Genomic DNA, 22,683 nt, shown 5'->3' with positions numbered 1-22,683 from the left:
GGCGGCGGTGGCGGCGGGCGTGGTCCCGGCGGTCCCGGCGGCGGCGGTCGCGGGCCGGGCGGCGGCGGCGGTGGCGGGCGTGGCCCGGCCGGCGGCGGCGCGGCAGGTGGCAATCGCGGTGCCGGAGGTCAGGGCTGATGCTCTCCCCTAAGCGTGTCAAGTTCCGCAAGCAGCACCGCGGCCGTCGCCGCGGGCTGTCGCGCGGCCAGGTCAAGGTCCAGTTCGGTGAGTTCGGCCTCAAGGCCGTCGAAGAGGGCTGGCTGACCAACCGCCAGATCGAGGCAGCGCGTATCGCCATGACGCGCAAGATCAGACGTGGCGGCAAGGTGTGGATCAACGTCTACCCGGACAAGCCCTACACGAAGAAGCCGGCCGAGACCCGCATGGGCTCCGGCAAGGGCTCTCCGGAGGGCTGGGTCGCCGTCGTCAAGCCGGGCCGCGTGATGTTCGAGCTCGGTGGCATCCCTGAGCCGCTCGCCCGCGAGGCGATGCGCCTCGCTGGCCACAAGCTGCCGGTGAAGACGAGATTCGTGCTGCGAGAGGACGCCTGACATGACCAACGCGATTGAGCTGCGGGACATGGACGACGCCGCGCTGAACGAGCACCTGCAGACCGCGCGGCGCGAGCTGTTCGGCCTGCGGTTCCAGCACGCGACCGGCGAGCTGGAGAACACCGCCCGCCTGCGCCTTGCCAAGCGCGAGGTCGCGCGCACGCTCACGGTCGTCCGTGAGCGCGGACTGGAAGCTGACAACAAGGAACTGAGTCGCTAGCAATGGCCGACGAAGAGAACAGAACCGTCGAGGAGACCACCCCGGCGCCCGAGGCTTCGGCCGAGGACACCGCGGCGCCCAGCGCGCCGAAGGGTGAGCCCGTGCCGCAGCTCGCGCCCAAGGAGCGTCGTCAGCAGGCGCGCGCCGCCAAGGCCGCCAAGACCGGGACGCGCTCCGCGCAGACCGTCGAGGAGCGCCAGGCCGAGCGTGCCGCCAAGCGCGCGAAGAACGCGGCCAGACGCCGCACCCTCCGCGCCAAGGCGCGCGAGGTCGCGAAGGCCGCCCCCAGAGGCGAGCCGACGCCGCCGCGCGAGCATGGCGAGGGCCGTCAGAAGACGCGTCAGGGGATCGTCACCTCCGACAAGGCTGACAAGACCATCACCGTCCGCATCGACGTCGCGCGTCGTCATCGCCGCTACGAGAAGATCGTCCGCAGCTCGACGACCTTCCACGCGCATGACGAGTCCAACGACGCGCACATCGGTGACACGGTCATCATCCGCGAGTCCCGCCCGCTGTCCCGCCTGAAGCGCTGGCGCCTCGTCGAGGTTGTGGAGCGTGCCAAGTGATTCAGAACGAGACCCGTCTCAAGGTCGCCGACAACACCGGCGCGCGCGAGATCCTCTGCATCCGCGTCCGCGGCGGCTCCCGCCGCAAGTACGCGGGTGTCGGTGACACGATCACCGCGACCGTCAAGCAGGCCAGCCCGCAGGGCTCGGTCAAGAAGGGCGAGGTCGTCACGGCGGTCGTCGTGCGGACGAAGAAGACGTACGGCCGTGAAGACGGCACGTACATCGGCTTCGACGAGAACGCCGCGGTGATCATCGACGCGCAGAACAACCCGCGCGGGACGCGCATCTTCGGTCCCGTCGCGCGCGAGCTGCGCGAGCGCAACTTCATGAAGATCGTCTCGCTCGCTCCGGAGGTGCTGTGATGCCCGCCCGGATCCGCAGAGACGACGAGGTCATCGTCATCGCCGGCAAGGACAAGGGCAAGACGGGCAGAGTGCTGCGCGTCGAGCCTGACAACGACCGCGTGTACGTTGAAGGCCTCAACATCATCAAGCGCCATCAGCGCCCGACCCCGGGTCGTCCCGACTCGGTCGGCGGCGTGATTGAGCGTGAGGGCGGCATCCACGTCTCGAACGTGGCGCTGCTCGACCCGAAGGACAAGAAGCCGACTCGCATCGGCATCGAAATCCACGAGGGGAGACGCTTCCGCGTCGCCCGCCGTTCCGGCACCCGCATCGACTGAGTACGAACATGCCCGCACGACTCAAAGAAACCTACGTGTCCGAGATCCGCCCCAGACTGGTGGAGCAGTTCGGCTACACGACTCCGATGCAGGCGCCGAAGATCACCAAGATCACGCTCAACATGGGCGTCGGCGAGGCCAAGCAGGACTCCAAGCAGCTCGAGCAGGCCGAGCAGCAGCTCGCCGCGATCGCCGGCCAGAAGCCGAGCCATCGCAGAGCACGCAAGTCGATCGCCGCCTTCAAGCTGCGTGAGGGGATGACGGTCGGGCTCAGCGTGACGCTGCGCGACGACCGCGCCTACGAGTTCCTCGACCGTCTGCTGTCGGTCGCGATCCCGCGAATCCGCGACTTCCGCGGACTCAACCCGAGATCGTTCGACGGCCGCGGGAACTACTCGATGGGCGTCAAAGAGCAGATCATCTTTCCGGAGATCGATTACGACAAGGTCGATCAGGTCCGCGGTCTGGACATCACGTTCACGACCACCGCGGAAACCGACGACGAAGCCTTCGCACTGCTGAATTCGTTCGGCATGCCGTTCGCGAAGGACGGGCGCCCTGGCGGGGCGGCCGTGACGACAGGGAGCTAACTCCATGGCGAAGACCTCACAGCGTGTCCGCCAGCTGCGGACCCCGAAGTACAGAACGCGCGCGTACACGCGCTGCCGCCGGTGTGGCCGGCCGCGTGCCGTGTACCGCAAGTTCGGCATGTGCCGTATCTGCCTGCGCGAGCTGGCACACAACGGCTACATCCCCGGGATGACGAAGAGCTCCTGGTAACGCCATGTCGATGACCGACCCCATCGCCGACTTCCTCACGCGTGTGCGCAACGGCGCGCGGGCTTCGCACGAGACCGTGCTGATCCCGTCGTCGAAGCTGAAGCGTGAGCTGGCCCGCATCCTCAAGGAGCAGGGCTACATCGAGGGCTTCTCGATCGAGGCCCCGAACGCGGAGCATCCCGGCGAGCAGATCAAGATCAAGCTGAAGTACACGGGCAACCGTCGTCCCGTCATCCAGGGGATCCAGCGGGTCTCTCGTCCCGGCCAGCGTACGTACGTCGGCCATGGCGAGATCCCGAAGATCCAGGGTGGCCTCGGCACGGCGATCATCTCGACGTCCCAGGGCGTCATGACCGGTCACGAGGCGCGCAGCAAGGGCGTCGGTGGCGAGGTCGTGGCGAAGGTCTGGTGAGGCTGGCATGAGTCGTATCGGCCGCAAGCCCATCCCCGTCCCCGCCGGCGTCTCGGTCGCGATCGAGCCCGAGCGCGTCACCGTCAACGGCCCCAAGGGCGAGCTGTTCGAGCGCATCCACCGCGACATCACGGTGGAGCAGGTCGACGGCGAGCTGATCGTCACGCGCCCGACCAACCGCGGCGAGCACCGTGCCCTGCACGGCCTCACGCGTTCGCTCGTCGCGAACATGGTCGAGGGCGTCACGTCGGGCTTCGAGAAGAGACTCGAGATCCAGGGCGTCGGTTACCGCGCCCAGCTCAAGGGCAGAGACCTCGAGCTGGCGCTCGGCTACTCGCACCCGGTGCCGATCAAGGCGCCGGACGGCATCGAGTTCGACGTTCCGATCCCGACCAGAATCACGGTCCGGGGCATTTCGAAGCAGCTCGTCGGCGAGGTCGCCGCGAACATCCGCAAGCAGCGTAAGCCGGAGCCCTACAAGGGCAAGGGCATTCGTTATGAGGGCGAGTACGTCGCCCGGAAGGTTGGCAAGCGCGCATGACCGTTCTCAGCAAGCCTGCGAAGCGCCTCAAGCGTCGCCGCCGCGTCCGTGCCAAGGTCGCGGGCACGGCCGAGCGTCCGCGCATCTCGGTGTTTCGCTCGAACAAGGGCATCAGCGCCCAGCTCATCGACGACGATCGCGGCCACACGGTCGCGGCCGTCAACTGGACCGAAGCCGCCGTCGGCGAGCTGCGCTCGACCGAGCAGGCTCGCCGTGTCGGCGAGCTGCTCGCCGAGCGCGCGAAGGCCGCCGGCGTCGAGACCGCGGTCTTCGACCGCGGCGGCTACCAGTACCACGGCCGCGTGAAGGCACTCGCGGAGGGCGCCCGGGAGGGCGGCCTCGCCTTCTGAGTGGCGCCCGACCCGTCTCACCAGCTAACTTAGGAATCCATGGCCATCGACCGTTCCGTATCAGCCTCCGGCTACGACCTGCAAGAGCGGGTCGTCGAGATCAACCGTGTTGCGAAGGTCGTCAAGGGCGGCCGTCGCTTCTCCTTCACCGCCCTTGTGGTGGTGGGTGACGAGCGGGAGATCGTCGGCGTCGGCTACGGCAAGGCGAACGAGGTCCCGGTCGCCATTCAGAAGGGCGTCGAGCGCGCCAAGAAGAATCTGATTCGCGTCCCGAAGCACGGCAGCACCATCACGCACCCGACGCTCGGCATCTTCGGCTCGGGTCGCGTGCTGCTCAAGCCCGCCTCGCCCGGTACCGGCGTCATCGCCGGTGGCGGCGTGCGCGCGGTGCTCGAGCTTGCCGGCATCCACGACATCCTGTCGAAGAGCCTCGGCACGCAGAACCCGATCAACCTCGTCAAGGCGACGATGGCCGGCCTCGAGTCGCTCCGTCGCCCGGAGGAGGTCGCCGAGCTGCGCGGCCTCTCGATCAACACCGTGCTCGGCCTCCACATGGGCGAGCCGGAAGGCGAGCAGTTGACCGAGGACGCCACGGCCGGCGAGCCCGTCGCGGCCGCCGCTGCGGAGACCGAGGCATGAGCGCGACGCTCAGAATCACCCAGATCAAGTCGAGAAACGGCTCGAACAAGAGACAGCTCGACACGCTCCGCTCGATCGGCCTTCGCAAGATCGGCCAGACGGTGGAGCAGCCGGACTCCCCGCAGATGCGCGGGATGGTCCATGCCGTCCGTCATCTCGTAAAGGTCGAGGAAGCCGCATGAGCCCTGCCAAGGACGAGACCGAGCGCGAGGAGCGCATCGGCCTCCACAACCTGAGACCCGCTCCGGGTCATCGCAAGCCGCGCAAGCGCGTCGGCCGCGGCGAGGGCTCGGGGCTCGGCAAGACCTCTGGCCGCGGTCAGAAGGGCGCCGGCTCGCGCGCGGGCTCGAAGGACCGTGCCCGCTTCGAGGGCGGCCAGATGCCGATTCACATGCGGATGCGCAAGCTGCGCGGCCCGCACAAGAAGACGTCGATGCCGTTCGAGATGTTCCGCACGCACACCCAGCCGGTCAACCTGGCCGACCTGGATGAGCGCTTCGAGGCCGGCGCGGAGGTCACGCTCGAGGCGCTGCGCGCCAAGGGCCTCGGCACCCGCAGAGGCATCGCGGTCAAGGTGCTCGCGAAGGGCGAGATCACCAAGCCGCTGACAGTGTCGGCCCACGCCTTCAGTGCGGCTGCGCGCGAGCGCATCGAAGCCGCCGGCGGGACCGTTCAGATCATCGAGACCTAAGAAAGCCCAGCGGCCGTGCTCTCGACGATTCTCAACGCGTTCACGGTCCCGGAGATCCGGAAGAAGCTCGCCTTCACGGCGCTTCTTCTGGCTCTCTACCGGCTCGGCTCGCACATCCCCGCTCCGGGCATCGACTCCAGAGCGGTCGAGGAGATCCAGGAGAACTTCTCCAACGGCGGCATCCTCAACTTCCTCAACCTCTTCTCCGGCGGCGGCCTCTCCCGCATCGCGCTCTTCGCGCTCGGGATCATGCCCTACGTCACCGCCTCGATCATCCTCCAGCTGCTCACGGTCGTCGTGCCGTCGCTGGAGAGACTGCAGAGAGAGGGCGAGGTCGGTCAGCAGCGCATCACGCAGTACACGCGCTACCTGACCGTCGGACTCGCGTTCGCGCAGTCGATCGCGTACGTCTTCCTCTTCCGCTCGTTCCAACAGGAGGCGGGCACCTCGATCATCAGCAACTTCACGCTCGCGAAGGTGCTCCTGATCGCGATCTGCCTGACCGCCGGCTGCATGCTCGTCATGTGGATGGGCGAGCTGATCACCCAGCGCGGCATCGGCAACGGCATCTCGCTGATGATCATGGCCTCGATCGTCGCCGGCTTCCCGCAGGGCGTGCGCGCCTGGTGGACGAGCCCGGACCCGGTCTTCAAGGTCATGATGCCGTTCCTCGCGCTCGGCGTGATCGCCGCGATCGTCTTCGTGCAGGAGGGTCAGCGCCGCATCCCGGTGCAGTACGCCCGCCGTGTGATCGGCCAGCGGATGACGCAGGGCGGTCAGACCTATCTGCCGCTGCGGGTCAACATGGCCGGCGTCATCCCGGTCATCTTCGCGGCCAGCATCATGGCCTTCCCGCCGACGATCGGGCAGCTGATCAACAGCCCGTGGGCGACCGACCTGGCGAACTTCTTCAGTCCGTCGGACTGGGCGTATCTCGTCGGTGAGTCGCTGTTCATCATCATGTTCACGTACATGTACACCGCGATCACGTTCAATCCGGTGGAACAGGCGGACAACCTCAAACGCTACGGCGGCTTCATCCCAGGGGTTCGACCAGGGCGACCAACGGCCGAGTTCCTCGACCGCATCCTCGCTCGCCTGACATTCCCAGGAGCGATCTTCCTGGCGCTCGTGGCGATATTGCCGACGATCCTGATCAACTCGACCAACGCCAACTTCTTCTTTGGCGGCACGTCGATCCTGATCGTGATCGGCGTCGCGCTCGACACGATGAAGCAGCTCGAAGCGCAGCTGATGATGCGCAACTACGAGGGCTTCTTGAGATAGGGCTTCGCCTTGGGAGTTCCACGGCGGCGCGTCGAGAATCGACGTGTTGCTGGGAACTCCCGGGGGCCTGCGTGGCGGTGCGCCAGGGGCGGCGCGCCGGGTCGCGTTCACATCCTGTAAGTTCCGCTCCTCGTGCGTGAGCTGAACCTCATCCTCTTCGGCCCTCCGGGGGCCGGCAAGGGCACCCAAGCGGCTCGTCTCCAGGACGACTTCCGCCTGCCCTACGTCGCTACAGGCGACATCCTCCGTGCCGCCGTCAAGGACGGCACCGAGCTCGGCAGAGCCGCCAAGGCGTTCATGGACGCCGGCGACCTCGTGCCCGACGAACTCGTCATCGACCTGATCGTCGAGCGCATCAGCGCCGACGACTGCCTCGACGGCTTCATCCTCGACGGCTTCCCGCGCAACCGCGCGCAGGCCGACGCGATCGGCGCCGCCTTCGAGAAGCTCGAGCGGCGCATCACCGCGGTGCTGCTGATCGACGTCCCGGACGAGGACCTGCTGAGACGGATCACGGGACGGCGCGTGAGCGCCAAGACCGGCCGGCCGTACCACATCGACACGGACCCGCCGAAGCACGAGGGCCGCTGCGACATCGACGGCTCACGGCTGATCCAGCGCGACGACGACAGACCGGATGTCGTCACGAAGCGCCTCGAGGTCTACCATCGTGAGACGGAGCCGTTGATCTCGTACTACGACGAGAAGGGGCTGCTGCGCCGCGTCGACGGCACCCGCAGCCCGACGGAGGTCCACGACCACATTCGTGCCGTGCTCGCGACGCTGCGGCTCGAAGAAGACCTGTGATCGTCAAGAAGACACCGGAGCAGATCGAGAAGATGGCGACGGCGGGCGAGATCCTCGTCCGCACGCTCAACCTGCTCCAGGCCAAGGTCCGGCCCGGCGTCACGACGCTGGAGCTCGACGACGCGGCCGAGAAGTTCATCCGCTCCCAGGGCGCGACGCCGGCCTTCAAGGGCTACCGCGGCTTTCCGGGTTCGATCTGCGCCTCGCCCAACTCGATGGTCGTCCATGGCATCCCGGGCCCCTACAAGCTGGAGCGCGGCGACGTCATCTCGATCGATGTCGGCGTCGTCTACGACGGCTGGGTCGCCGACGCCGCCCGCACCTTCCCGGTCGGCCCGATCTCGGCGGACGCGCAGAAGCTGCTCGACGTGACCGAGGGCTCGCTGTTCGCGGCCGTCCCGCAGGTCAGAGCCGGCAACCGCCTCGGCGACGTCTCGCACGCGATCCAGACGCACGTCGAGGACCAGGGCTTCTCGATCGTCCGCTCGCTGGTCGGCCACGGCATCGGCCAGCAGATGCACGAGGATCCGCAGATCCCCAACTACGGTCCCGCCGGCCGCGGTCCGCTGCTGGAGGAGGGGATGGTGCTGGCGATCGAGCCGATGGTCACCGCCGGCCGCCATCAGGTGCGGATGGCCGACGACCACTGGGCGATCTTCTCGCAGGACGGCTCGCTCGCCGCCCACTTCGAGTTCACCGTCGCCGTCACGGCCGACGGTCCCCGCGTGCTGACGCCGTGGCACGAGAGCGGCGAGCAGAACGCCGTCGCCGGCGTCGGCTGAGCGCGCTCCGACGCGCCAGCGGCCACGCACCCGACGGCCATCGACATCTCGGCGCGAGGTCCTTCCGCCGGGTTTGGTACCATCAGCCGTCGCGCTCGGAACCGTGCATGGCTTTCGCGCGTGCTTCGTCCTCGACGCGGTAGCGGCAGCCGTCACGGCTGCCAGAGCCGAGTCGACTGGAATCAGCCGAAAGGGATCATGAAGGTACGACCGTCGGTCAAGCCGATGTGCGAGAAGTGCAAGATCATTCGCCGCCACGGCCGCGTGCTGGTCATCTGCTCGAACCCGCGTCACAAGCAGCGTCAGGGCTGACCATGGCTCGTATCGCAGGCATCAACATCCCGCTCAACAAGCGCGTTGAGATCGGGCTCACCTACATCTACGGCATCGGTCGCTCGAGATCGAACGAGCTGCTCGCGAAGCTCGGCATCTCGCCCGATACGTACGTGCGCGACCTGACCGAGGACGAGGTCGGCAAGCTCCGCGACGAGATCGACAACCTCACCGTCGAGGGCGATCTGCGGCGCGAGCGTTCGCAGAACATCAAGCGTCTGATGGAGATCGGCTGCTACCGCGGCCTGCGCCATCGTCGCGGCCTGCCGGTGCGCGGGCAGAAGACCAAGACCAACGCGCGTACGCGCAAGGGCCCCAAGCGCATGTCTGTGGCCGGCAAGAAGAAGGCGGGGAAGAAGTAACGTGAGTCCAGCTCCGAAGCGCCCGCAGCGCGGCCGACGCAGAGTCCGCAAGAACATCCCGGTCGGCCAGGCCCACATCAAGACGAGCTTCAACAACACGATCGTCTCGCTGACCGACCGCGAGGGGAACGTGATCGCCTGGGAGTCCGCCGGTGGCGCCGGTTTCAAGGGCTCCCGCAAGTCGACGCCGTTCGCGGCGCAGGTCACCGCCGACGCGGCTGCGCGCAAGGGCATCGAGCACGGCCTCCAGAAGGTCGAGGTCTTCGTGAAGGGCCCCGGTTCCGGCCGCGAGACCGCGATCCGCTCGCTCCAGGCCGCTGGCCTCGAGGTCACGGGCGTCAAGGACGTCACGCCCCAGGCGCACAACGGCTGCCGTCCGCGGAAGCGGCGGCGGGTCTAGGGGACACAGCGCGTGCGCGCGCAGCAGGCGAACGCCACGATCCCGGGCGCCTCGGCGCCTGGCGTTCCCACGACGCCGGCCCTGCCGGCGTCGGCTCCGCGCATCGCGCACCCCTCGAAGTAAGCCTTGCTCCGTCGCGAGGCCGGCGCCCTCCGGCCCCCGCGACGCCCGGATGATCCGCCCCGCGGCGGGCGGCGCTCACGACACGACACGATTGGAACCGAACCCGATGCTTGACTTCCAAGTCCCCCGAATCACCACAGAGACCGTCGAGGAGAACCGCGGCTCCTTCACGATCGAGCCGCTTGATCGCGGGTTCGGCTACACGTTCGGCAACTCCCTCCGCCGCGTCCTGCTCTCCTCGCTCGCCGGCGCCGCGGTCACGAGCGTCCGGATCGAGGGCGTCGCGCACGAGTTCTCCACGATCGCCGGCGTGAAGGAGGACGTGACCGACATCGTCCTCAACCTCAAGGGCATCGTCTGCCGCATGCACTCCGACGCGACCGAGATCGAGGCGCCGCTCGTCGTGACCGGCCCGGGCGAGATCACCGCGAAGGACATCGACCTGCCCTCCGGCGTCGAGATCCTCAACCCGGACGCGCACATCGCGACGCTCGAGAAGAAGACCAAGCTCGAGGTCTACCTGACGATCGGCCGCGGCCGCGGCTACCGTCCGGCCGAGGAGAACAAGTCGCCCGACCAGCCGATCGGCGTCATCCCGATCGACTCGATCTTCTCGCCGGTGCGCCGCGTGGCGTACGCCGTCGAGCAGGCGCGCGTCGGCCAGAAGACGGACTTCGACAAGCTGACGCTCGACATCGAGACCGACGGCTCGATCGACCCGCACGCCGCGCTGCGCGAGGCGGCCGAGATCCTGATCTCGCAGCTGGCGATCTTCACCGACGCCGACCGCGTCATCGAGCTGCGCGACACGGGCGGCCTCGGCGCGCTCGAGCCCGGCCTCGCCGGCGGCGTCGGCGGCGCGGGCGCGGCCGGTGGCCCCGGCGGCCGTCCGGCCAACGCGATGGACGACATCCTGATCGAGGAGCTCGAGCTCGGTGTCCGTTCCTACAACTGCCTCAAGCGCGCGGGCATCCAGACGGTCGGGGACCTGATCTCCAAGACCGAGAACGAGCTCAACGCGATCCCCAACTTCGGCAAGAAGTCGATCGACGAAGTCATCGAGACGCTGGAGGCCCGTGGCCTCCACCTGCGTCAGGACTGACAAACAGGTACTCTCTCCGATCCCATGCGTCACCAGCGAAACCGCTACCAGCTCAGCCGCTCCTCCGCTCATCGCAAGGCGCTGCTCGCGAACCTCTGCAAGGAGGTCATCGCCCACGAGCGCATCAGAACGACCGAGACGAAGGCGAAGGCCGTCAAGCCCGAGCTGGAGAAGCTCATCACGCTCGCGAAGCGCGGTGACCTTCACGCTCGGCGTCAGGCGCTCTCCGCCCTCGGGCAGGACAAGTACTCGGTCTACAAGCTGTTCGAGGAGATCGCGCCCCGCTACACGGAGCGCCCGGGTGGCTACACCCGCATCCTCAAGCTCGGCCCGCGTCGTTCCGACGCGACCGAGATGGTCTTCCTCGAGCTGGTCTAGCACCAGCTCGGGAGGTCCGCCTCCAGCGGTCAGGGTGGCGTGGTGAGCAACCCACACGTCACCAGACTGACGCTCGAGTACGACGGCCGCGAGTTCGCTGGCTGGGCCACGCAGCCCGGTCGGCGCACCATCCAGCAGGAGCTGGAGCGCGCGCTGGCCGTCGTCCTCCGCCGGCCGGTCACCGTGACCGTCGCCGGCCGCACCGACGCCGGCGTCCACGCGCTCGCGCAGGTCGCCTCCTATGTCGGCGAGCCGGTGCCGGCGCACAAGCTCAACGCCTTGCTGCCCGACGACGTCGCGGTGCTCGACGCGCGACCGGCCCTGCCGGGCTTCAGCGCCCGCCACGACGCCACCAGCCGTGCCTACCGGTACCGCCTGCTGACCCGCCGCAGCCGCAGCGCGCACGAGCGCGGCCGCGCGCTGCACTGGTCCCATCCGCTCGATCGCGACGCGCTCGACGGCTGCGCTGCCGCGCTGGTCGGCACCCACGACTTCACCGCCTTCACGCCGACCTCGAGCGCCCACGTCCTGTTCCAGCGCGAGGTGTGCGCCGCCGCGTGGCGCACCGACGGCGACCTGCTGATCTTCGAGATCGAGGCCGACGCCTTCATGCGCAACATGAACCGCGTGCTGATCGGGACGATGCTCGAGGTCGGCGGCGGTCAGCGGCCGCTCGACGACTTCGAGGCGCTGCTGGAGGGCGCGCCGCGCTCGCGCGCCGGCAAGACCGCGCCACCGCACGGGCTCTACCTCGTCGGCGTCGGCTACGACGGCCGGCGAGTGCTGCCAATACGATGACCATGCGATGAAGATCCTCCTCACCAACGACGATGGCATCCAGGCCGAGGGCATCAACGCGCTGCGCAGAGCGTTGGTCGCGCTGCCCGGCGTCGAGCTGCTCGTCGTCGCGCCCGACGGCAACCGCTCCGCGACGGCGCGCTCGATCACGACGCGGCGGCCGCTGTGGGTCGAGGAGGTCGACTTCGAGGACGGCACCGTCGGCTTCGCGACCGATGGCACGCCGGTCGACTGCGTGCGCCTGACGCGCCTCGGCCTCGTCGACGGCTTCCAGCCGGAGCTGGTCGTCTCCGGCATCAACCACGGCCTCAACATCGGCGACGACGTGACCTACTCCGGCACCGTCGCGGCGGCCTTCGAGGCGCTGCTGCTGGAGCTGCCGGGGATCGCGGTCTCGCAGCAGTCGACCGCCTGCGAGACCGACTTCCGCGAGGGCGTCACGTTCGACTTCCGCGCGGTCGCGGCATTCACGGCCCGGCTGGTGGAGGAGCTGGATTCCGTACCGCTGGAGGCGGGAACGCTCCTCAACGTGAACGCCCCAGGTACGCACCCCAGCGGCGTCGAGGTGACGCGGCTGGGCAAGCGCTTCTACCGCGACGCGCTGGAGCTGACCGACGAGGAGCATCCGCGCCGGCGCCTCTTCCGCATCTACGGCGACGCCGCCGACCTGCTCGACGACGACGGGACCGACATCGCCGCCGTCGCCTCCGGCAAGATCGCCGTCACGCCGATCCACTTCGACCTCACCAGCCACGGCGGCCTCGAACCGCTGCGCGGCTACGACCTCGCGAAGCTGATCGCGCCGGCGGCCCGGGACGTCGAGTGAGCCCCGGCGCGGCTGAGGATCTGGCGGCTCGCGCCGCCGAGCTGCGCAGACTGCTGGAGTACCACGGCCGCCGCTACTACGAGCTCGACGACCCCGAGATCGGCGACGACGAGTACGACGCGCTGATCGACGAGCTGCGCGCGATCGAGCGCGACCACCCGGAGCTGCAGACGCCCGACTCCCCGACGCAGAAGGTCGGCGGCGCGGTCGTCTCGGAGCTGACGAAGGTCAGACACAGACGACGGATGCTGTCGCTTGCCAACGCGCGCAGCGAGGCCGAGCTGATCGCGTGGGTGGAGCGGATGCGCGCCCACCTCGCGCGCGAGGGGATCGAGGATCCGCAGTTCGACTACGTCGTCGAGCCGAAGGTCGACGGGCTGGCGATGTCGCTGCACTACGAGGACGGGGTGCTGGTGCGCGGCGTCACGCGCGGCGACGGCGAGACCGGCGAGGACGTGACGCACAACATCCGCACGATCGAGCAGATCCCAAAGCGGATCGACGGCGCGCCGAGATGGATCGAAGTGCGCGGCGAGGTCTACATGTCGCTCGCCGACTTCGAGGCGCTCAACACGCGCCGCGCCGAAGCGGGCAGATCGACCTTCATGAACCCCCGCAACTCGGCCGCGGGCACGATCCGTCAGCTCGACTCGCGGCTGGCCAGAGAGCGGCCGCTGTCGATGTGGTGCTACCAGGTGGGGGAGACCGAGGGGATCTCGTTCGACAGCCACCACGCGGCGCTCGACTGGCTCAGCGAGCACGGCTTCCCGGTCAACCCCGACATCGCGCGGCTGAGAACGGCGGAGGAGGTCGTCGCGCGCTGCGAGGGGTGGCAGGAGCGGCGGGCGACGCTCCCGTTCGAGATCGACGGCGTCGTCGTGAAGGTCGACGACGCCGAGCTGCAGCGGCGCCTGGGCGTCGTCGGGCGCGACCCGCGCTGGGCGATCGCGTGGAAGTTCCCGCCGACGACGGCGGTCACGAGACTGATCGACGTGATGTGGAACGTCGGCAAGTTCGGCACGCTGCACCCGTTCGCGCAGCTGGAGCCGGTCCACGTCGGCGGCGTCACCGTCAAGCTCGCGACGCTGCACAACGAGGAGGACCTCGCGCGCAAGGACGTGCGCCCCGGCGACGACGTGATCGTGCTGCGCGCCGGCGACGTGATCCCGCAGGTGATCTCGCCCGCGCCGCACGTCGCGGAGCGCAGAGACCGCGCGCCGGTGCCCAGACCGCCGGTCAGATGCCCGATCTGCGATACGCCGACGGTGAAGGGCGAGGGCGTCTTCACGAAGTGCCCCAACCGCGTCTGCCCCGGCCGCCGCTGGCAGCAGCTGCAGAGCTTCGTCGGGCGCGCCGGGATGGACGTCGACGGGATCGGTGAGAAGCAGGTCTCGGCGCTGATGGAGGCCGGCCTCGTCAGCAGACCGGGCGACTTCTACCGGCTGACGGCGGACGACCTGACGAGACTGGAGCGGTTCGGCGAGACCTCCTCGGCGAACGCCGTCGCGGCGATCGCGGCCTCGAAGGAGCGTCCGTTCGGCAGAGTGCTGTTCGCGCTCTCGATCGAAGGCGTTGGGACGGTCACGGGGCGCAACCTCGCGCAGCGGTTCCGCACGATCGACGCGCTGCTGGACGCGAGCGCCGAACAGATCGCCGGCACGCCCGGGATCGGGCCGATCGTCGGCGAGCTGATCCACGAGCAGCTCAGCGACGAGCGACTGCGCGCGGTGATCGACGACCTGCGCGCGCTCGGCGTGCGGATGGAGGAGGAGGGGCCGCCGCCCGGCGAGGGGCCGCTGGCCGGCAAGGCGATCGTGCTGACGGGAACGCTGCCGACGCTCACGCGCGAGCAGGCGACCGAGCGGATCCTCGCCGCCGGCGGGCACGTCACCTCGTCGGTGTCGAGAAGAACCGACTGGGTCGTCGCCGGCGAGAGAGCGGGCACGAAGCTGGAGAAGGCCGAGCGGCTGAGAGTCCCCGTGCTCGACGAGGAGGGGCTCGAGGCGCTGCTGCGCGGCGAGCTGGCTTCCGAAGAGCGAAACAACTGACCATCGCCCCCGTTGAGGCTGACATGGGAACTGGGGTGATGCGCGGGCCGGACGTCCGCTGGTGGGCGCGCGTGCCGACGCGCTGGCACGTCGCGGGCGTGCTGGCGCTGCCGTACCTGCTGGCCGTCGCCGCGCTGCGCGGTCTGACCGACACGATGCCGACCTACCACGGCGGCGACGAGTGGACCTACCACCTGCCGACGATCAGACAGTTCGCCGCGCAGCTGCCCGGCGTCGACCTGGTCGACTATCCCGCCGCCCAGACACCGCTCTACCACCTGCTCGTCGCGATCTGGGGCGAGCTGGTGGGGATGGAGATCTGGAAGCTGCGGATCGTCGGCGTGCTTGCCTCCTATGGCGCGACGCTCGTGCTCTACCGCCTGCTGCGGCGCCACGTCGCGCTCGCGACCTGGCCGGCGGTCGGGCTGACGCTCGTCTTCGCGCTCTCGCCCTACGTCTTCGGGCAGTCGTTCATCCTCGTGACCGACAACCTCGGGCTGCTGTTCGCGCTGCTGGCGATCGACCGCTTCCTCGCGTTCTCACGCGAGCGCTTGCGGATGGAGGCGTTCGCGCTCGCCTGTCTGTGGATCGCGCTGGCGCTGCTGACGCGCCAGTCGTACGTCTGGCTGGGGCTGTTCGGCGGCGTCTGGCTGCTCACGCGCCCCGGGATCGACTGGCGCCGGATCGCCGGCGGGATCGCGCTGCTGGCGGCCGCGGCGGTGCCGTTCGGCGCGCTGGTGATCGCCTGGAGAGGGATCGTGCCGGTCGGCGGCGACCCGGCCTCTTGCGGGCTGTGCACGCCCGAGGAGGGGCGGCTCGGCTGGCGCGAGGTCTCGCCGTTGCGCTCGCCGCTGTTCACGCTCGCGGTGCTGGCCGTCTACGGGCCGCTGCTGTTCTGGCGGCCGGCGTACGACGCCCTGCGCGGCGCCGGCCGCGAGGTGCTGAGGCCGTGGCTGCTGACGGCGGCCGGCGGGGCGGCGCTGGGGATCGTCGTGCTGCTGATCGTGCCGCTCTCCTACGGCAGCGGCGACGAGGGCTACCTGTGGCGCGTCTCGCGCAGCGGGCCGCAGCTGCTGGACACCTCGTGGCTGTTCTGGCTGCTGGTGCCGATCGGCAGCGCGATCGCCGCGCTCGGCGTGCGGCGCTACGGCTGGCGCTCGCTGCCGGTCGTGCTGTTCGGCTGCTTCCTCGTCGCGCAGCTGGCGACGCGGCTGCCGTACCAGAAGTACTTCGACCCGTTCGTGCTGCTCGTCTGCCTGCTGGCGCTGCGGCCGGCCGACCTGCGCTCGTGGCGCGACGCGCTCGGCCCGGTCGCGATCGTGCTGCTGTCGGCGCTCTACGTCGGCGCCTTCGCCGCCGGGCTGATCCTCGTCGAGAGCTAGCGGCGGCGGCGGCCGGCGGCGCGGGCGGGCGGCGTCGGATCCGCGGGCGCGTCGGCGCCCGGCGTGGCGAGCTCGCGGCCGTGCTCGACGACGAAGGCGCGAAACGTCTCGACCGCCGGCGAGCGCCAGCGGGTCGTCTCCCACGCGAGGCCGAGCTGGCGCGCCGCGCCGCGGTCGGAGAGCTGCAGGTGGGGCGTGGCCGGTTGCGCGATCTCGGCGCCGGCCGAATGCGGCGGCGGCAGCAGCGCGACGCCGAGCCCGGCCGCGACGAGGCCGCGCAGCGTGCCGATGTCGTCGCCTTCGAAGGCGATGCGCGGGCTGAAGCCGGCGCGCGTGCAGAGCTCGTCGGTGACGCCGCGCAGACCGTACTCCGCCTTCATCGCGACGAACGGGTCGGCGGCGACGTCGGCGAGTCGCACACGTCTGCGGCCGGCGAGCCGGTGACCGGGCGGCACGACCAGCCGCAGCGGCTCGCTCGCAAGCGTCTGCCAGCCGATCGTCGGATCGTCCGGGCGCGGGGAGGTGATCACGAGGTCGGCGCTGCCGCTGCGCAGCGCTTGGAGCATCTCGGCGGCGCTGTCCTGCGCCAGCCGCAGCGTGATCGCGGGGTGGGCGGCGCCGAAGGCGCGCAGCAGGGCCGGCACCAGCCACGTGCCGAGCGTGTGCAGAAAGGCCAGCTCGACGGTGCCGCCGCCGCTGGCGCCGGTCGCCTCGGCAAGCTCGTCACGACCGGCGTCGAGCTGCGCGAGCGCGCGGCGGGCGTGTTCGAGGTAGAGGCGGCCGTAGCGGTTGAGCCGCAGGCGACGGCCGTCGCGGTCGAACAGCGGTACGCCGACGTCGGCCTGGACGCGCGCGAGCGCTCGCGAGAGCGCCGGCTGGCTGACGTGCAGCTCGGCCGCGGCAGCCGTCACGTGCTCGCGCTCGGCGACCGCGACGAACCAGCGCAGCTCCTCGAAGGTCATGGTCTCGCGACCGTTGTCGGCGGAGTCATCTCACAGATGCTTTCAGTGCATCGGTTCAACGTCAACCATGCATTGGACACATCCTTGACGCCGTCCTACCGTAGATCTCCCGTGACCGACCCTTCCGCAACGCCCGCTCGTCACCGCTCCGGCGAGCCCGGCTTCCGTCGTGCCGCAGTCGCCCTCTTCGCCGCCGGTCTCGCCACCTTCGCGCTGCTGTTCTCGCCGCAGGCGCTGCTGCCGCTGCTCTCAGAGCAGTTCGCCGTCACGCCTGCGGCCGCCGCGCTCGTGCTGGCGGTGACGACGGCGGCGCTCGGGCTCTCGCTCGTGCCGGCCGGCTGGGTCGCCGACACCTACGGGCGTACGCGCGTGATGGGCTGGTCGCTGCTGCTCTCGGCGCTGCTCGGCCTTGCCTGCGCGGCGGCGCCGAGCTTCGAGCTGCTGCTGGTGCTGCGGGCGCTGCAGGGGATCGCGCTCGCCGGGCTGCCGGCTGTCGCGATGGCCTATCTGGCGGAGGAGATCCACGGCTCCTCGCTCGGCCTCTCGATCGGGCTCTACATCGGCGGCAACGCGATCGGCGGGATGCTGGGGCGGCTGCTCTCCGGCGTCTTCGCCGACGTCGGCGGCTGGCGGCTGGCGCTCGCCGCCGTCGGCGGGCTGGCGCTGCTGTGCGCGCTGACCTCGATCAAGCTGCTGCCGGCCTCGGTCCACTTCCACCCGCGTCCGTTCCAGCCGGGCCGGCTCGTGCGCGGCATGCGCGTCCACCTGACCGAGCCGGGGCTGCTGCGCCTCGACGCCGTCGGCGCACTGCTGATGGCGACCTTCGCCGCCGTCTACAACGGGCTCACGTTCCGCCTCGAGGAGGCGCCGTACGGCTTGAGCCACGCGGCGGTGGCGGCGATCTTCCTCGTCTATCCGATCGGCTCGTTCAGCTCCGCCTGGGCCGGCCGCCTCGCCGATCGCGTCGGCCGCCGCCCGGTGCTGCCGCTGGCGATCGCGCTCGCCGGGATCGGCCTGGCGCTGACCGGCGCCCACTCGCTGCCGCTGATCGTGCTCGGCGTCGCGACGCTGACGGCCGGCTTCTTCGCGGGCCACTCGGTCGCCTCCAGCTGGGTCGGGCGGCGCGGCAGCAGCGGCGCCGGCTCGGCCGCGCAGGCCTCCGCGCTCTACCTGTTCGCGTACTACTTCGGCTCCTCCGCCGGAGGGATAGCGGCAGGCGCGGCCTGGAGCGGCGGCCACTGGACGGCCGTGATGACGGTCGGCGGTGTGCTGCTGACCGGCGCGCTCCTCCTTTCGCTGCGCCTGCGGCGGACGCCGCCGCTCGCGGCGCCCGTTCCCGTCGCGGCCTAAGAGGCCGGCGCCGGCGCCGCCGAAGCGGGGCCGACGACCGAGGTGCAGTACATGCAGCGGTTGGCCTCCGACGGGATCATCGAGAGGCACTCGGGGCAGGCGCGCACGTCGGACTCGCTCGACGCCGCGTCGGGCTGCTTCAGCATCTTCTCCAGCGGCAGCACGACGAGGAAGTAGACCGCGGCCGCGATGATCAGGAACGAGATCACCGCGTTGATGAAGTGGCCGTAGGCGAACTCGCTGCCGTTGATCGTGAAGCTGAGGTCGGAGAAGTCCGGCTGGCCGCCGATCGCGGCGATGACCGGCGTGATGAAGTCGGCGACCAGGGCGGTCACGACCGCGCCGAACGCGGCGCCGATCACGACCGCGACCGCGAGGTCGATCACGTTCCCGCGCGATATGAACTCCTTGAAGCCCTTCAGCACTGCTGCCTCCCGTCGGTCGTTCGACGGGAGACGACGCTAGCGTGAGGCGCGGACCGCACCAGCCGGGCGCTGGCGTGCGAGCAGCTGCGCGAGGCGGTCCTCGGCGGCCTTCGCGGAGTAGGTGCTGACGCTGTTGAACATGAAGGCGAACGCGACCGTGTGGCCGTTGGCGGTCGTGCAGTAGCCGCCGAGCGCCGAGACGTTGGAGAGCGTGCCGGTCTTCGCCTGGCAGCGGTCCTGCGCGATCGTGCCGCGCATCCGCTTCGCGAGCGTGCCGCCGCGCCCGGCGACCGGCAGCCCGGCGCGGAAGCCCGGCTCCTCGCGCATCCCGTCGAGCAGCGTCACGACCTGGCGCGGCGTCGTCGCGTTGGCGCGCGAGAGGCCGGAGCCGTCGGCGATCCGCGGGCTGATGCCGAATCTCTGCAGCGTGCTGCGCATGACCGCGGTGCCGGCGGTCGTCGAGCCGGAGCCGCCGAAGTTCGCGCCGAGCGTCTTCGCGAGCTGCTCGGCGAAGAGGTTGTCGGAGGGCACCAGCGTCAGCGCCGCCAGCCGCGACATCGCGGGGGAGGAGACGACCGCCAGCTCCTCGGCGTTCTGCGGGGCCGTGCCGAGCGCCGCCGGCCGCGCGACGCGCACGCCGGCCGTTCTCAGCGCCGCCGTCAGCTGCTGGGCGGCGAACTGCGCCGGCTGCTTGGCGAGCGCGCTGCCGTTCTCCTTCGCGAGGCCGCGGTTGTAGAGCAGGGCGCTGAGCGGGCCGCCGATCCAGACGTCGAAGCCCCAGTTCGTCGACGGGCCGCCGCGGCGCAGGTCGAACAGCGACTCATCGCCGTAGACGCGGCCGGTGACGCGCACGATGCCGACGTCGGCGACTGCCGCCGCGAGGTCGCTGACGGTCGCGCCGCTGCCGCCGTCGTACTGCGTGAAGGAGGCGCTGCCGAAGCTCGGGTCGCCGCTGCCGCGCAGGTAGAGATCGCCTCTCCAGACGCCGTTGGCGTTGAGCGTGCCGCTGCCGAGCACTCTCGTGTCGAGCGTCGCGTCGGCGCCGAAGTTGAGCAGCGCCGTCGCGGTCGTGTAGAGCTTCTCGACCGAGGCCGGTATCCGCGCCGAGTCGGCGCGCACCGAGGCGAGCACTCTCCCGGTCGAGGTGTCGAGCACGTAGGCGCCGTTGGCGCCGCCGCCGCGGGACAGCTCGCGGCTGACGGCCGCGTCGAGCGGCGCCGCGGACGCGGCGGCCGGCAGGGCGAGGACGAGCAGGGAGGTGAGGATGGCGAGACGGCGCATGACGGTCGGAACAGCGATTGTGCTGGAAAGTCGCGGTCGCGGGACCGACCGGGCGGGTTTCCGTTGCGGTACGTCGCCGTACACTATGGGACGCATGGGCAAGGTCGTCAGACTCCAGACCTCCGCTGAGGCGCGCGCGAGCACGCCGGCGGCTTCACGCCGGCGCACTGCCGCGCGCAACGGCAGGCCGTCGAAGACCGCGCTCGTGCTCGGCGGCGGCGGGGTGACCGGCGCGGTCTACGAGATCGGCGCGCTGCGGGCGCTCGACCTGCTGTCCGTCAACCGCTCGGTCAACGACTTCGACGTCTACGTCGGCACCAGCGCCGGCTCGCTCGTGGCGGCGATGACGGCCAACGGCGTCACGCCGGAAGAGATGATGCGCGTCGTCAACAGACAGGTGCCGACGCCCTTCCCCGACGTCGACCTCAAGACGGTCATGTCGCTCAACGTGCGCGAGCTGGTCGGCAGCGCGATCGGCTTCCCGTTCCGCGCCGCGCGGCTGACGCGCAGGGTGCTCGGCCAGCTCGGTCAGGTCTCGGCGCTCGACGTCGTGCTGGGGCTGGCGGAGGGGATGCCGTCGGGGCTCTACTCGGGCAGGGGGATCGAGTCGTACGTGCGCTCGGTGCTGAGCGGCGAGGAGCGCAGCGACGACTTCCGCGACCTGCGCAGCGAGCTGTACCTGACCGCCACCGACCTCGACACCGCCGAGCGCGTCGTCTTCGGCAGAGCGGGCTTCGACGACGTGCCGATCTCGACCGCCGTGCGCGCCTCGACCGCGCTGCCGATGGTCTACAAGCCGGTCCGCGTCGGCGACCGCGAGCTGGTCGACGGCGGGATCGTCTCGACGACCAACCTCGACATCGCCGTCGAGGCGGGCGCGAGACTGCTGGTCGTCGTCAACCCGCTCGTGCCGTACGTCAACGACGGCAGCGACGGCGCGCCGCACACGCGCATCTCCGACATGGGCTTCCCGCAGGTCGGCTACCAGACCTTCAAGCTGATCGCCCACAACCGCCTCCACGAGATGAAGCGCCAGTGGGAGCAGCGCTACCCCGGCGTCGACATCGTGCTGATCGAGCCGGATCCCAGCGATGAGCTGATGTTCCGCACGAGCGTGATGGACTACGGCTCGCGCGTGCAGATCGCCCGCCACGGCTTCCGCTCGGTGACGGTGAAGCTGTCGGAGGACTACGGCAGGCTGCGCCGCGTCGCAGCGCGCCACGGGATCGAGATCTCGGCGACGCGCGTCAACAAGGTCGTCAAGCACTTCGCCGCCGCAGAGCCGACCGAGACGGCGCGCTGGCGGGCGATCCTGGAGCAGACGAGAAGCACGCTGCTGCGCCAGTCCGCCAGCGACTGAGACCTCGCCTCGTGGCCCGTGCCGGCGTCCTCGGTCGCTTATGGGCTGGCGCCCACCGCGCTTCCTGCGTCCTTGGCACGAACCACGATTCTTCGGTCTCAGCGCAGGCGGATCGCGCCTTAGAAGGCCGTGCGGGCGGCTTCGAGCAGGCGCTCGGCGTGGAACGGCGCCTGGATCGTCGCGCGCACGTGCTCCTCGTCGCCGACGGCGCTGCCGGCTGTCACGATCACGCCACCGCGCCGCAGGCGCGCGGCCAGCTCCTGGTCGCTGAGACCGGGGGCGCGCAGCCAGAGGAAGTTCGCCTCGCTGGCGGCGGCGTCGAGCGGCAGCTCGTGCAGCAGCTCCAGCATCCGCGCGCGCTCGGCCAGCACGGTCGCGCGGCGCTGCGCGACCTGCGGCTCGCAGACGCGGATCGCCTCGAGCACGCCGGCCTGGACCGGGGTTCCGACGCCCAGCTCCGGGGCCAGCTGGGCGACGAGCTGCTCGGCGCCGCGGCTGCCGATCACGTAGCCGCAGCGCAGGCCGGCGAGGCCGTAGATCTTCGAGAAGGTGCGGAAGACGAGCAGGCGCGGGTGGTCGTCGAGCAGCGCCAGCGAGGCGGCGGCCGCGCCGGGGTCGGCGACGTAGTCGATCAGCGCCTCGTCGAGCAGCAGCGAGACCTGTTCCGGCAGGGCGTCGAGCAGCTCGCGCAGGCGGGCCGGCGTGAGGTAGGAGCCGGTCGGGTCGTTCGGGTTGCAGAGCACGATCGCGCGCGTGCGCGGCGTCACCGCCGCCAGCAGCCGCTCGACGTCGTGACCGTGCGGGACCGGCACCGCGCGGGCGCCGGCGCGCTGGGCCATCAGCGGGTAGAGGCCATACGACGGCCATGGGATCAGCAGCTCCTCGCCGGGCTTCACGAGCGCCCGCGTGGCGGAGGAGAGCAGCTGCCCGGCGCCGTTGCCGACGGCGATCCGGTTGGGCTCGACGGCGAGCCGGCGCGCCAGTTCGCGGCGGACATCCTCCGCCGTCGGGTCGGGCGCGACGTTGAGCGTCCCGCGCGCGGCGAAGGTGACGGCGGCGACGACGTCGGGGTGCGGCAGCTCGTGCCAGGTCGTCTGCGACAGGTCGACCGCCTCGACGGTCGCCAGCGCCTTTCGGCGCGCCTCCGCCGACTGCTCGCGCAGTTGCTCGGTGACCTCTTCGTCGGTCATCCCGGCGAATTGCTTGTAGTACCCGCGGATGCCCATCGTGCGCGGCGGG

The 22,683-nt window shown here is 70.3% G+C and carries 30 protein-coding genes and 1 pseudogene; 27 read left to right on the top strand and 4 right to left on the bottom strand.

All coding sequences use genetic code 11. From position 1 onward, the window contains the following. Nucleotides 1–137 precede the first annotated feature (137 nt). The 25 genes and pseudogenes from rplP (at nucleotide 138) to R7226_RS16900 (ending at nucleotide 16,066) form a co-directional block, all read left to right on the top strand. Complete coding sequence (rplP, locus tag R7226_RS17020) at nucleotides 138–551, top strand: 50S ribosomal protein L16 (RefSeq protein ID WP_318598416.1); 414 nt, start codon at nucleotides 138–140, stop codon at nucleotides 549–551. 1 nt (nucleotide 552) lies between these two features. Beyond that, complete coding sequence (rpmC, locus tag R7226_RS17015; RefSeq protein ID WP_318598414.1) at nucleotides 553–771, top strand: 50S ribosomal protein L29; 219 nt, start codon at nucleotides 553–555, stop codon at nucleotides 769–771. A gap of 329 nt (nucleotides 772–1,100) precedes the next feature. Continuing rightward, a pseudogene (rpsQ, locus tag R7226_RS17010) lies at nucleotides 1,101–1,340 on the top strand (30S ribosomal protein S17); the annotation flags it as partial. Then, nucleotides 1,337–1,705 (top strand): 50S ribosomal protein L14, encoded by a 369-nt coding sequence (gene rplN / locus R7226_RS17005; RefSeq protein ID WP_318598412.1) that lies wholly within the window; start codon nucleotides 1,337–1,339, stop codon nucleotides 1,703–1,705. The pseudogene rpsQ and the gene rplN, both read left to right, overlap by 4 nt. Continuing rightward, on the top strand, nucleotides 1,705–2,025 hold the full coding sequence (gene rplX / locus R7226_RS17000) for a 50S ribosomal protein L24 (RefSeq protein WP_318598410.1): 321 nt from the start codon (nucleotides 1,705–1,707) through the stop codon (nucleotides 2,023–2,025). The genes rplN and rplX overlap by 1 nt, the downstream gene beginning before the upstream one ends. 8 nt (nucleotides 2,026–2,033) lie before the next feature. Beyond that, entirely contained in the window at nucleotides 2,034–2,615 is a 582-nt protein-coding gene (gene rplE / locus R7226_RS16995; protein WP_318598408.1) for a 50S ribosomal protein L5, read from the top strand. Nucleotides 2,616–2,619: 4 nt separating this feature from the next. Then, on the top strand, nucleotides 2,620–2,805 hold the full coding sequence (locus tag R7226_RS16990) for a type Z 30S ribosomal protein S14 (RefSeq protein ID WP_304694357.1): 186 nt from the start codon (nucleotides 2,620–2,622) through the stop codon (nucleotides 2,803–2,805). Nucleotides 2,806–2,809: 4 nt separating this feature from the next. Next, entirely contained in the window at nucleotides 2,810–3,217 is a 408-nt protein-coding gene (gene rpsH / locus R7226_RS16985) for a 30S ribosomal protein S8 (RefSeq protein ID WP_318598403.1), read from the top strand. 7 nt (nucleotides 3,218–3,224) lie between these two features. Beyond that, entirely contained in the window at nucleotides 3,225–3,758 is a 534-nt protein-coding gene (rplF, locus tag R7226_RS16980; protein ID WP_318598401.1) for a 50S ribosomal protein L6, read from the top strand. Then, the gene (rplR, locus tag R7226_RS16975; RefSeq protein ID WP_318598399.1) at nucleotides 3,755–4,108 is read left to right on the top strand and encodes a 50S ribosomal protein L18; all 354 of its coding nucleotides are present in this window, start codon (nucleotides 3,755–3,757) and stop codon (nucleotides 4,106–4,108) included. The genes rplF and rplR overlap by 4 nt, the downstream gene beginning before the upstream one ends. A gap of 39 nt (nucleotides 4,109–4,147) precedes the next feature. Then, nucleotides 4,148–4,747 (top strand): 30S ribosomal protein S5, encoded by a 600-nt coding sequence (rpsE, locus tag R7226_RS16970; RefSeq protein ID WP_404827866.1) that lies wholly within the window; start codon nucleotides 4,148–4,150, stop codon nucleotides 4,745–4,747. Beyond that, entirely contained in the window at nucleotides 4,744–4,929 is a 186-nt protein-coding gene (rpmD, locus tag R7226_RS16965) for a 50S ribosomal protein L30 (RefSeq protein ID WP_318598397.1), read from the top strand. Before rpsE ends, rpmD begins: the two co-directional genes overlap by 4 nt. Then, a complete protein-coding gene (rplO, locus tag R7226_RS16960) occupies nucleotides 4,926–5,438 on the top strand; it encodes a 50S ribosomal protein L15 (protein ID WP_318598395.1) in 513 nt (170 codons plus the stop codon). Before rpmD ends, rplO begins: the two co-directional genes overlap by 4 nt. A 15-nt stretch (nucleotides 5,439–5,453) precedes the next feature. Beyond that, entirely contained in the window at nucleotides 5,454–6,725 is a 1,272-nt protein-coding gene (gene secY, locus R7226_RS16955) for a preprotein translocase subunit SecY (RefSeq protein ID WP_318598393.1), read from the top strand. 132 nt (nucleotides 6,726–6,857) lie between these two features. Beyond that, complete coding sequence (locus R7226_RS16950; RefSeq protein WP_318598391.1) at nucleotides 6,858–7,532, top strand: adenylate kinase; 675 nt, start codon at nucleotides 6,858–6,860, stop codon at nucleotides 7,530–7,532. After that, entirely contained in the window at nucleotides 7,529–8,314 is a 786-nt protein-coding gene (gene map / locus R7226_RS16945) for a type I methionyl aminopeptidase (RefSeq protein WP_318598390.1), read from the top strand. Before R7226_RS16950 ends, map begins: the two co-directional genes overlap by 4 nt. 198 nt (nucleotides 8,315–8,512) lie before the next feature. Further along, complete coding sequence (gene rpmJ / locus R7226_RS31750) at nucleotides 8,513–8,626, top strand: 50S ribosomal protein L36 (RefSeq protein WP_012932843.1); 114 nt, start codon at nucleotides 8,513–8,515, stop codon at nucleotides 8,624–8,626. Between the two features lie 2 nt (nucleotides 8,627–8,628). Then, nucleotides 8,629–9,009 (top strand): 30S ribosomal protein S13, encoded by a 381-nt coding sequence (rpsM, locus tag R7226_RS16935; protein ID WP_404827865.1) that lies wholly within the window; start codon nucleotides 8,629–8,631, stop codon nucleotides 9,007–9,009. Between the two features lies 1 nt (nucleotide 9,010). Next, nucleotides 9,011–9,409, top strand: coding sequence for a 30S ribosomal protein S11 (gene rpsK, locus R7226_RS16930; RefSeq protein ID WP_012932845.1), 399 nt, complete (start codon nucleotides 9,011–9,013; stop codon nucleotides 9,407–9,409). A 229-nt stretch (nucleotides 9,410–9,638) separates the two neighbouring features. Further along, the gene (locus R7226_RS16925; protein WP_318598388.1) at nucleotides 9,639–10,634 is read left to right on the top strand and encodes a DNA-directed RNA polymerase subunit alpha; all 996 of its coding nucleotides are present in this window, start codon (nucleotides 9,639–9,641) and stop codon (nucleotides 10,632–10,634) included. Nucleotides 10,635–10,658: 24 nt separating this feature from the next. Further along, nucleotides 10,659–11,012, top strand: coding sequence for a 50S ribosomal protein L17 (gene rplQ, locus R7226_RS16920; RefSeq protein WP_318598387.1), 354 nt, complete (start codon nucleotides 10,659–10,661; stop codon nucleotides 11,010–11,012). A 42-nt stretch (nucleotides 11,013–11,054) separates the two neighbouring features. Further along, nucleotides 11,055–11,810: a tRNA pseudouridine(38-40) synthase TruA gene (truA, locus tag R7226_RS16915; protein ID WP_318598386.1), complete on the top strand. Its 756-nt coding sequence runs from the start codon at nucleotides 11,055–11,057 to the stop codon at nucleotides 11,808–11,810. 7 nt (nucleotides 11,811–11,817) lie between these two features. Then, nucleotides 11,818–12,636: a 5'/3'-nucleotidase SurE gene (gene surE, locus R7226_RS16910; protein ID WP_318598384.1), complete on the top strand. Its 819-nt coding sequence runs from the start codon at nucleotides 11,818–11,820 to the stop codon at nucleotides 12,634–12,636. Further along, nucleotides 12,633–14,684, top strand: a complete 2,052-nt coding sequence (ligA, locus tag R7226_RS16905) for an NAD-dependent DNA ligase LigA (protein ID WP_318598383.1) — start codon at nucleotides 12,633–12,635, stop codon at nucleotides 14,682–14,684. The genes surE and ligA overlap by 4 nt, the downstream gene beginning before the upstream one ends. A gap of 23 nt (nucleotides 14,685–14,707) precedes the next feature. Next, a complete protein-coding gene (locus tag R7226_RS16900; RefSeq protein WP_318598382.1) occupies nucleotides 14,708–16,066 on the top strand; it encodes a glycosyltransferase family 39 protein in 1,359 nt (452 codons plus the stop codon). Here R7226_RS16900 and R7226_RS16895 read toward each other — a convergent pair. Beyond that, the gene (locus R7226_RS16895; protein WP_318598381.1) at nucleotides 16,063–17,028 is read right to left on the bottom strand and encodes a LysR family transcriptional regulator; all 966 of its coding nucleotides are present in this window, start codon (nucleotides 17,026–17,028) and stop codon (nucleotides 16,063–16,065) included. The genes R7226_RS16900 and R7226_RS16895 overlap by 4 nt on opposite strands. 36 nt (nucleotides 17,029–17,064) lie before the next feature. Between R7226_RS16895 and R7226_RS16890 the strand changes: the two genes are divergently transcribed. Continuing rightward, a complete protein-coding gene (locus tag R7226_RS16890; RefSeq protein WP_318598380.1) occupies nucleotides 17,065–18,378 on the top strand; it encodes an MFS transporter in 1,314 nt (437 codons plus the stop codon). Here the strand turns inward: R7226_RS16890 and mscL are convergent. Further along, nucleotides 18,375–18,803: a large conductance mechanosensitive channel protein MscL gene (gene mscL / locus R7226_RS16885; RefSeq protein WP_318598378.1), complete on the bottom strand. Its 429-nt coding sequence runs from the start codon at nucleotides 18,801–18,803 to the stop codon at nucleotides 18,375–18,377. The genes R7226_RS16890 and mscL overlap by 4 nt on opposite strands. Nucleotides 18,804–18,839: 36 nt before the next feature. Next, a complete protein-coding gene (dacB, locus tag R7226_RS16880) occupies nucleotides 18,840–20,084 on the bottom strand; it encodes a D-alanyl-D-alanine carboxypeptidase/D-alanyl-D-alanine endopeptidase (protein WP_318598377.1) in 1,245 nt (414 codons plus the stop codon). A 94-nt stretch (nucleotides 20,085–20,178) separates the two neighbouring features. On the opposite strand from dacB, the gene R7226_RS16875 reads away from it, so the two are divergent. Then, nucleotides 20,179–21,444: a patatin-like phospholipase family protein gene (locus R7226_RS16875; protein WP_318598376.1), complete on the top strand. Its 1,266-nt coding sequence runs from the start codon at nucleotides 20,179–20,181 to the stop codon at nucleotides 21,442–21,444. A gap of 119 nt (nucleotides 21,445–21,563) precedes the next feature. On the opposite strand, the gene R7226_RS16870 is transcribed toward R7226_RS16875, so the two are convergent. Continuing rightward, nucleotides 21,564–22,670, bottom strand: coding sequence for a pyridoxal phosphate-dependent aminotransferase (locus R7226_RS16870; RefSeq protein ID WP_318598375.1), 1,107 nt, complete (start codon nucleotides 22,668–22,670; stop codon nucleotides 21,564–21,566). Nucleotides 22,671–22,683 lie beyond the last annotated feature (13 nt).

This window comes from Conexibacter stalactiti (genome assembly GCF_033542075.1).
GTDB lineage: Bacteria > Actinomycetota > Thermoleophilia > Solirubrobacterales > Solirubrobacteraceae > Conexibacter > Conexibacter stalactiti.
Note: the sequence above shows the minus strand (reverse complement) of the source record. Positions and strands in the feature narration are given on the sequence as shown.

Coding starts and splice junctions, on each gene's coding strand:
- R7226_RS16925 (WP_318598388.1), top strand. CDS start 9,639: ATGCTTGACTTCCAAGTCCCCCGAATCACCACAGAGACCGTCGAGGAG.
- R7226_RS16990 (WP_304694357.1), top strand. CDS start 2,620: ATGGCGAAGACCTCACAGCGTGTCCGCCAGCTGCGGACCCCGAAGTAC.
- rpmC (WP_318598414.1), top strand. CDS start 553: ATGACCAACGCGATTGAGCTGCGGGACATGGACGACGCCGCGCTGAAC.
- rpmJ (WP_012932843.1), top strand. CDS start 8,513: ATGAAGGTACGACCGTCGGTCAAGCCGATGTGCGAGAAGTGCAAGATC.
- R7226_RS16895 (WP_318598381.1), bottom strand. CDS start 17,028: ATGACCTTCGAGGAGCTGCGCTGGTTCGTCGCGGTCGCCGAGCGCGAG.
- dacB (WP_318598377.1), bottom strand. CDS start 20,084: ATGCGCCGTCTCGCCATCCTCACCTCCCTGCTCGTCCTCGCCCTGCCG.
- rplQ (WP_318598387.1), top strand. CDS start 10,659: ATGCGTCACCAGCGAAACCGCTACCAGCTCAGCCGCTCCTCCGCTCAT.
- R7226_RS16870 (WP_318598375.1), bottom strand. CDS start 22,670: ATGGGCATCCGCGGGTACTACAAGCAATTCGCCGGGATGACCGACGAA.
- rplR (WP_318598399.1), top strand. CDS start 3,755: ATGACCGTTCTCAGCAAGCCTGCGAAGCGCCTCAAGCGTCGCCGCCGC.
- R7226_RS16875 (WP_318598376.1), top strand. CDS start 20,179: ATGGGCAAGGTCGTCAGACTCCAGACCTCCGCTGAGGCGCGCGCGAGC.
- R7226_RS16900 (WP_318598382.1), top strand. CDS start 14,708: ATGGGAACTGGGGTGATGCGCGGGCCGGACGTCCGCTGGTGGGCGCGC.
- surE (WP_318598384.1), top strand. CDS start 11,818: ATGAAGATCCTCCTCACCAACGACGATGGCATCCAGGCCGAGGGCATC.
- rplE (WP_318598408.1), top strand. CDS start 2,034: ATGCCCGCACGACTCAAAGAAACCTACGTGTCCGAGATCCGCCCCAGA.
- rplP (WP_318598416.1), top strand. CDS start 138: ATGCTCTCCCCTAAGCGTGTCAAGTTCCGCAAGCAGCACCGCGGCCGT.
- rplF (WP_318598401.1), top strand. CDS start 3,225: ATGAGTCGTATCGGCCGCAAGCCCATCCCCGTCCCCGCCGGCGTCTCG.
- rpsE (WP_404827866.1), top strand. CDS start 4,148: ATGGCCATCGACCGTTCCGTATCAGCCTCCGGCTACGACCTGCAAGAG.
- R7226_RS16890 (WP_318598380.1), top strand. CDS start 17,065: ATGCTTTCAGTGCATCGGTTCAACGTCAACCATGCATTGGACACATCC.
- rplX (WP_318598410.1), top strand. CDS start 1,705: ATGCCCGCCCGGATCCGCAGAGACGACGAGGTCATCGTCATCGCCGGC.
- rpsH (WP_318598403.1), top strand. CDS start 2,810: ATGTCGATGACCGACCCCATCGCCGACTTCCTCACGCGTGTGCGCAAC.
- rpsM (WP_404827865.1), top strand. CDS start 8,629: ATGGCTCGTATCGCAGGCATCAACATCCCGCTCAACAAGCGCGTTGAG.
- rplO (WP_318598395.1), top strand. CDS start 4,926: ATGAGCCCTGCCAAGGACGAGACCGAGCGCGAGGAGCGCATCGGCCTC.
- rpmD (WP_318598397.1), top strand. CDS start 4,744: ATGAGCGCGACGCTCAGAATCACCCAGATCAAGTCGAGAAACGGCTCG.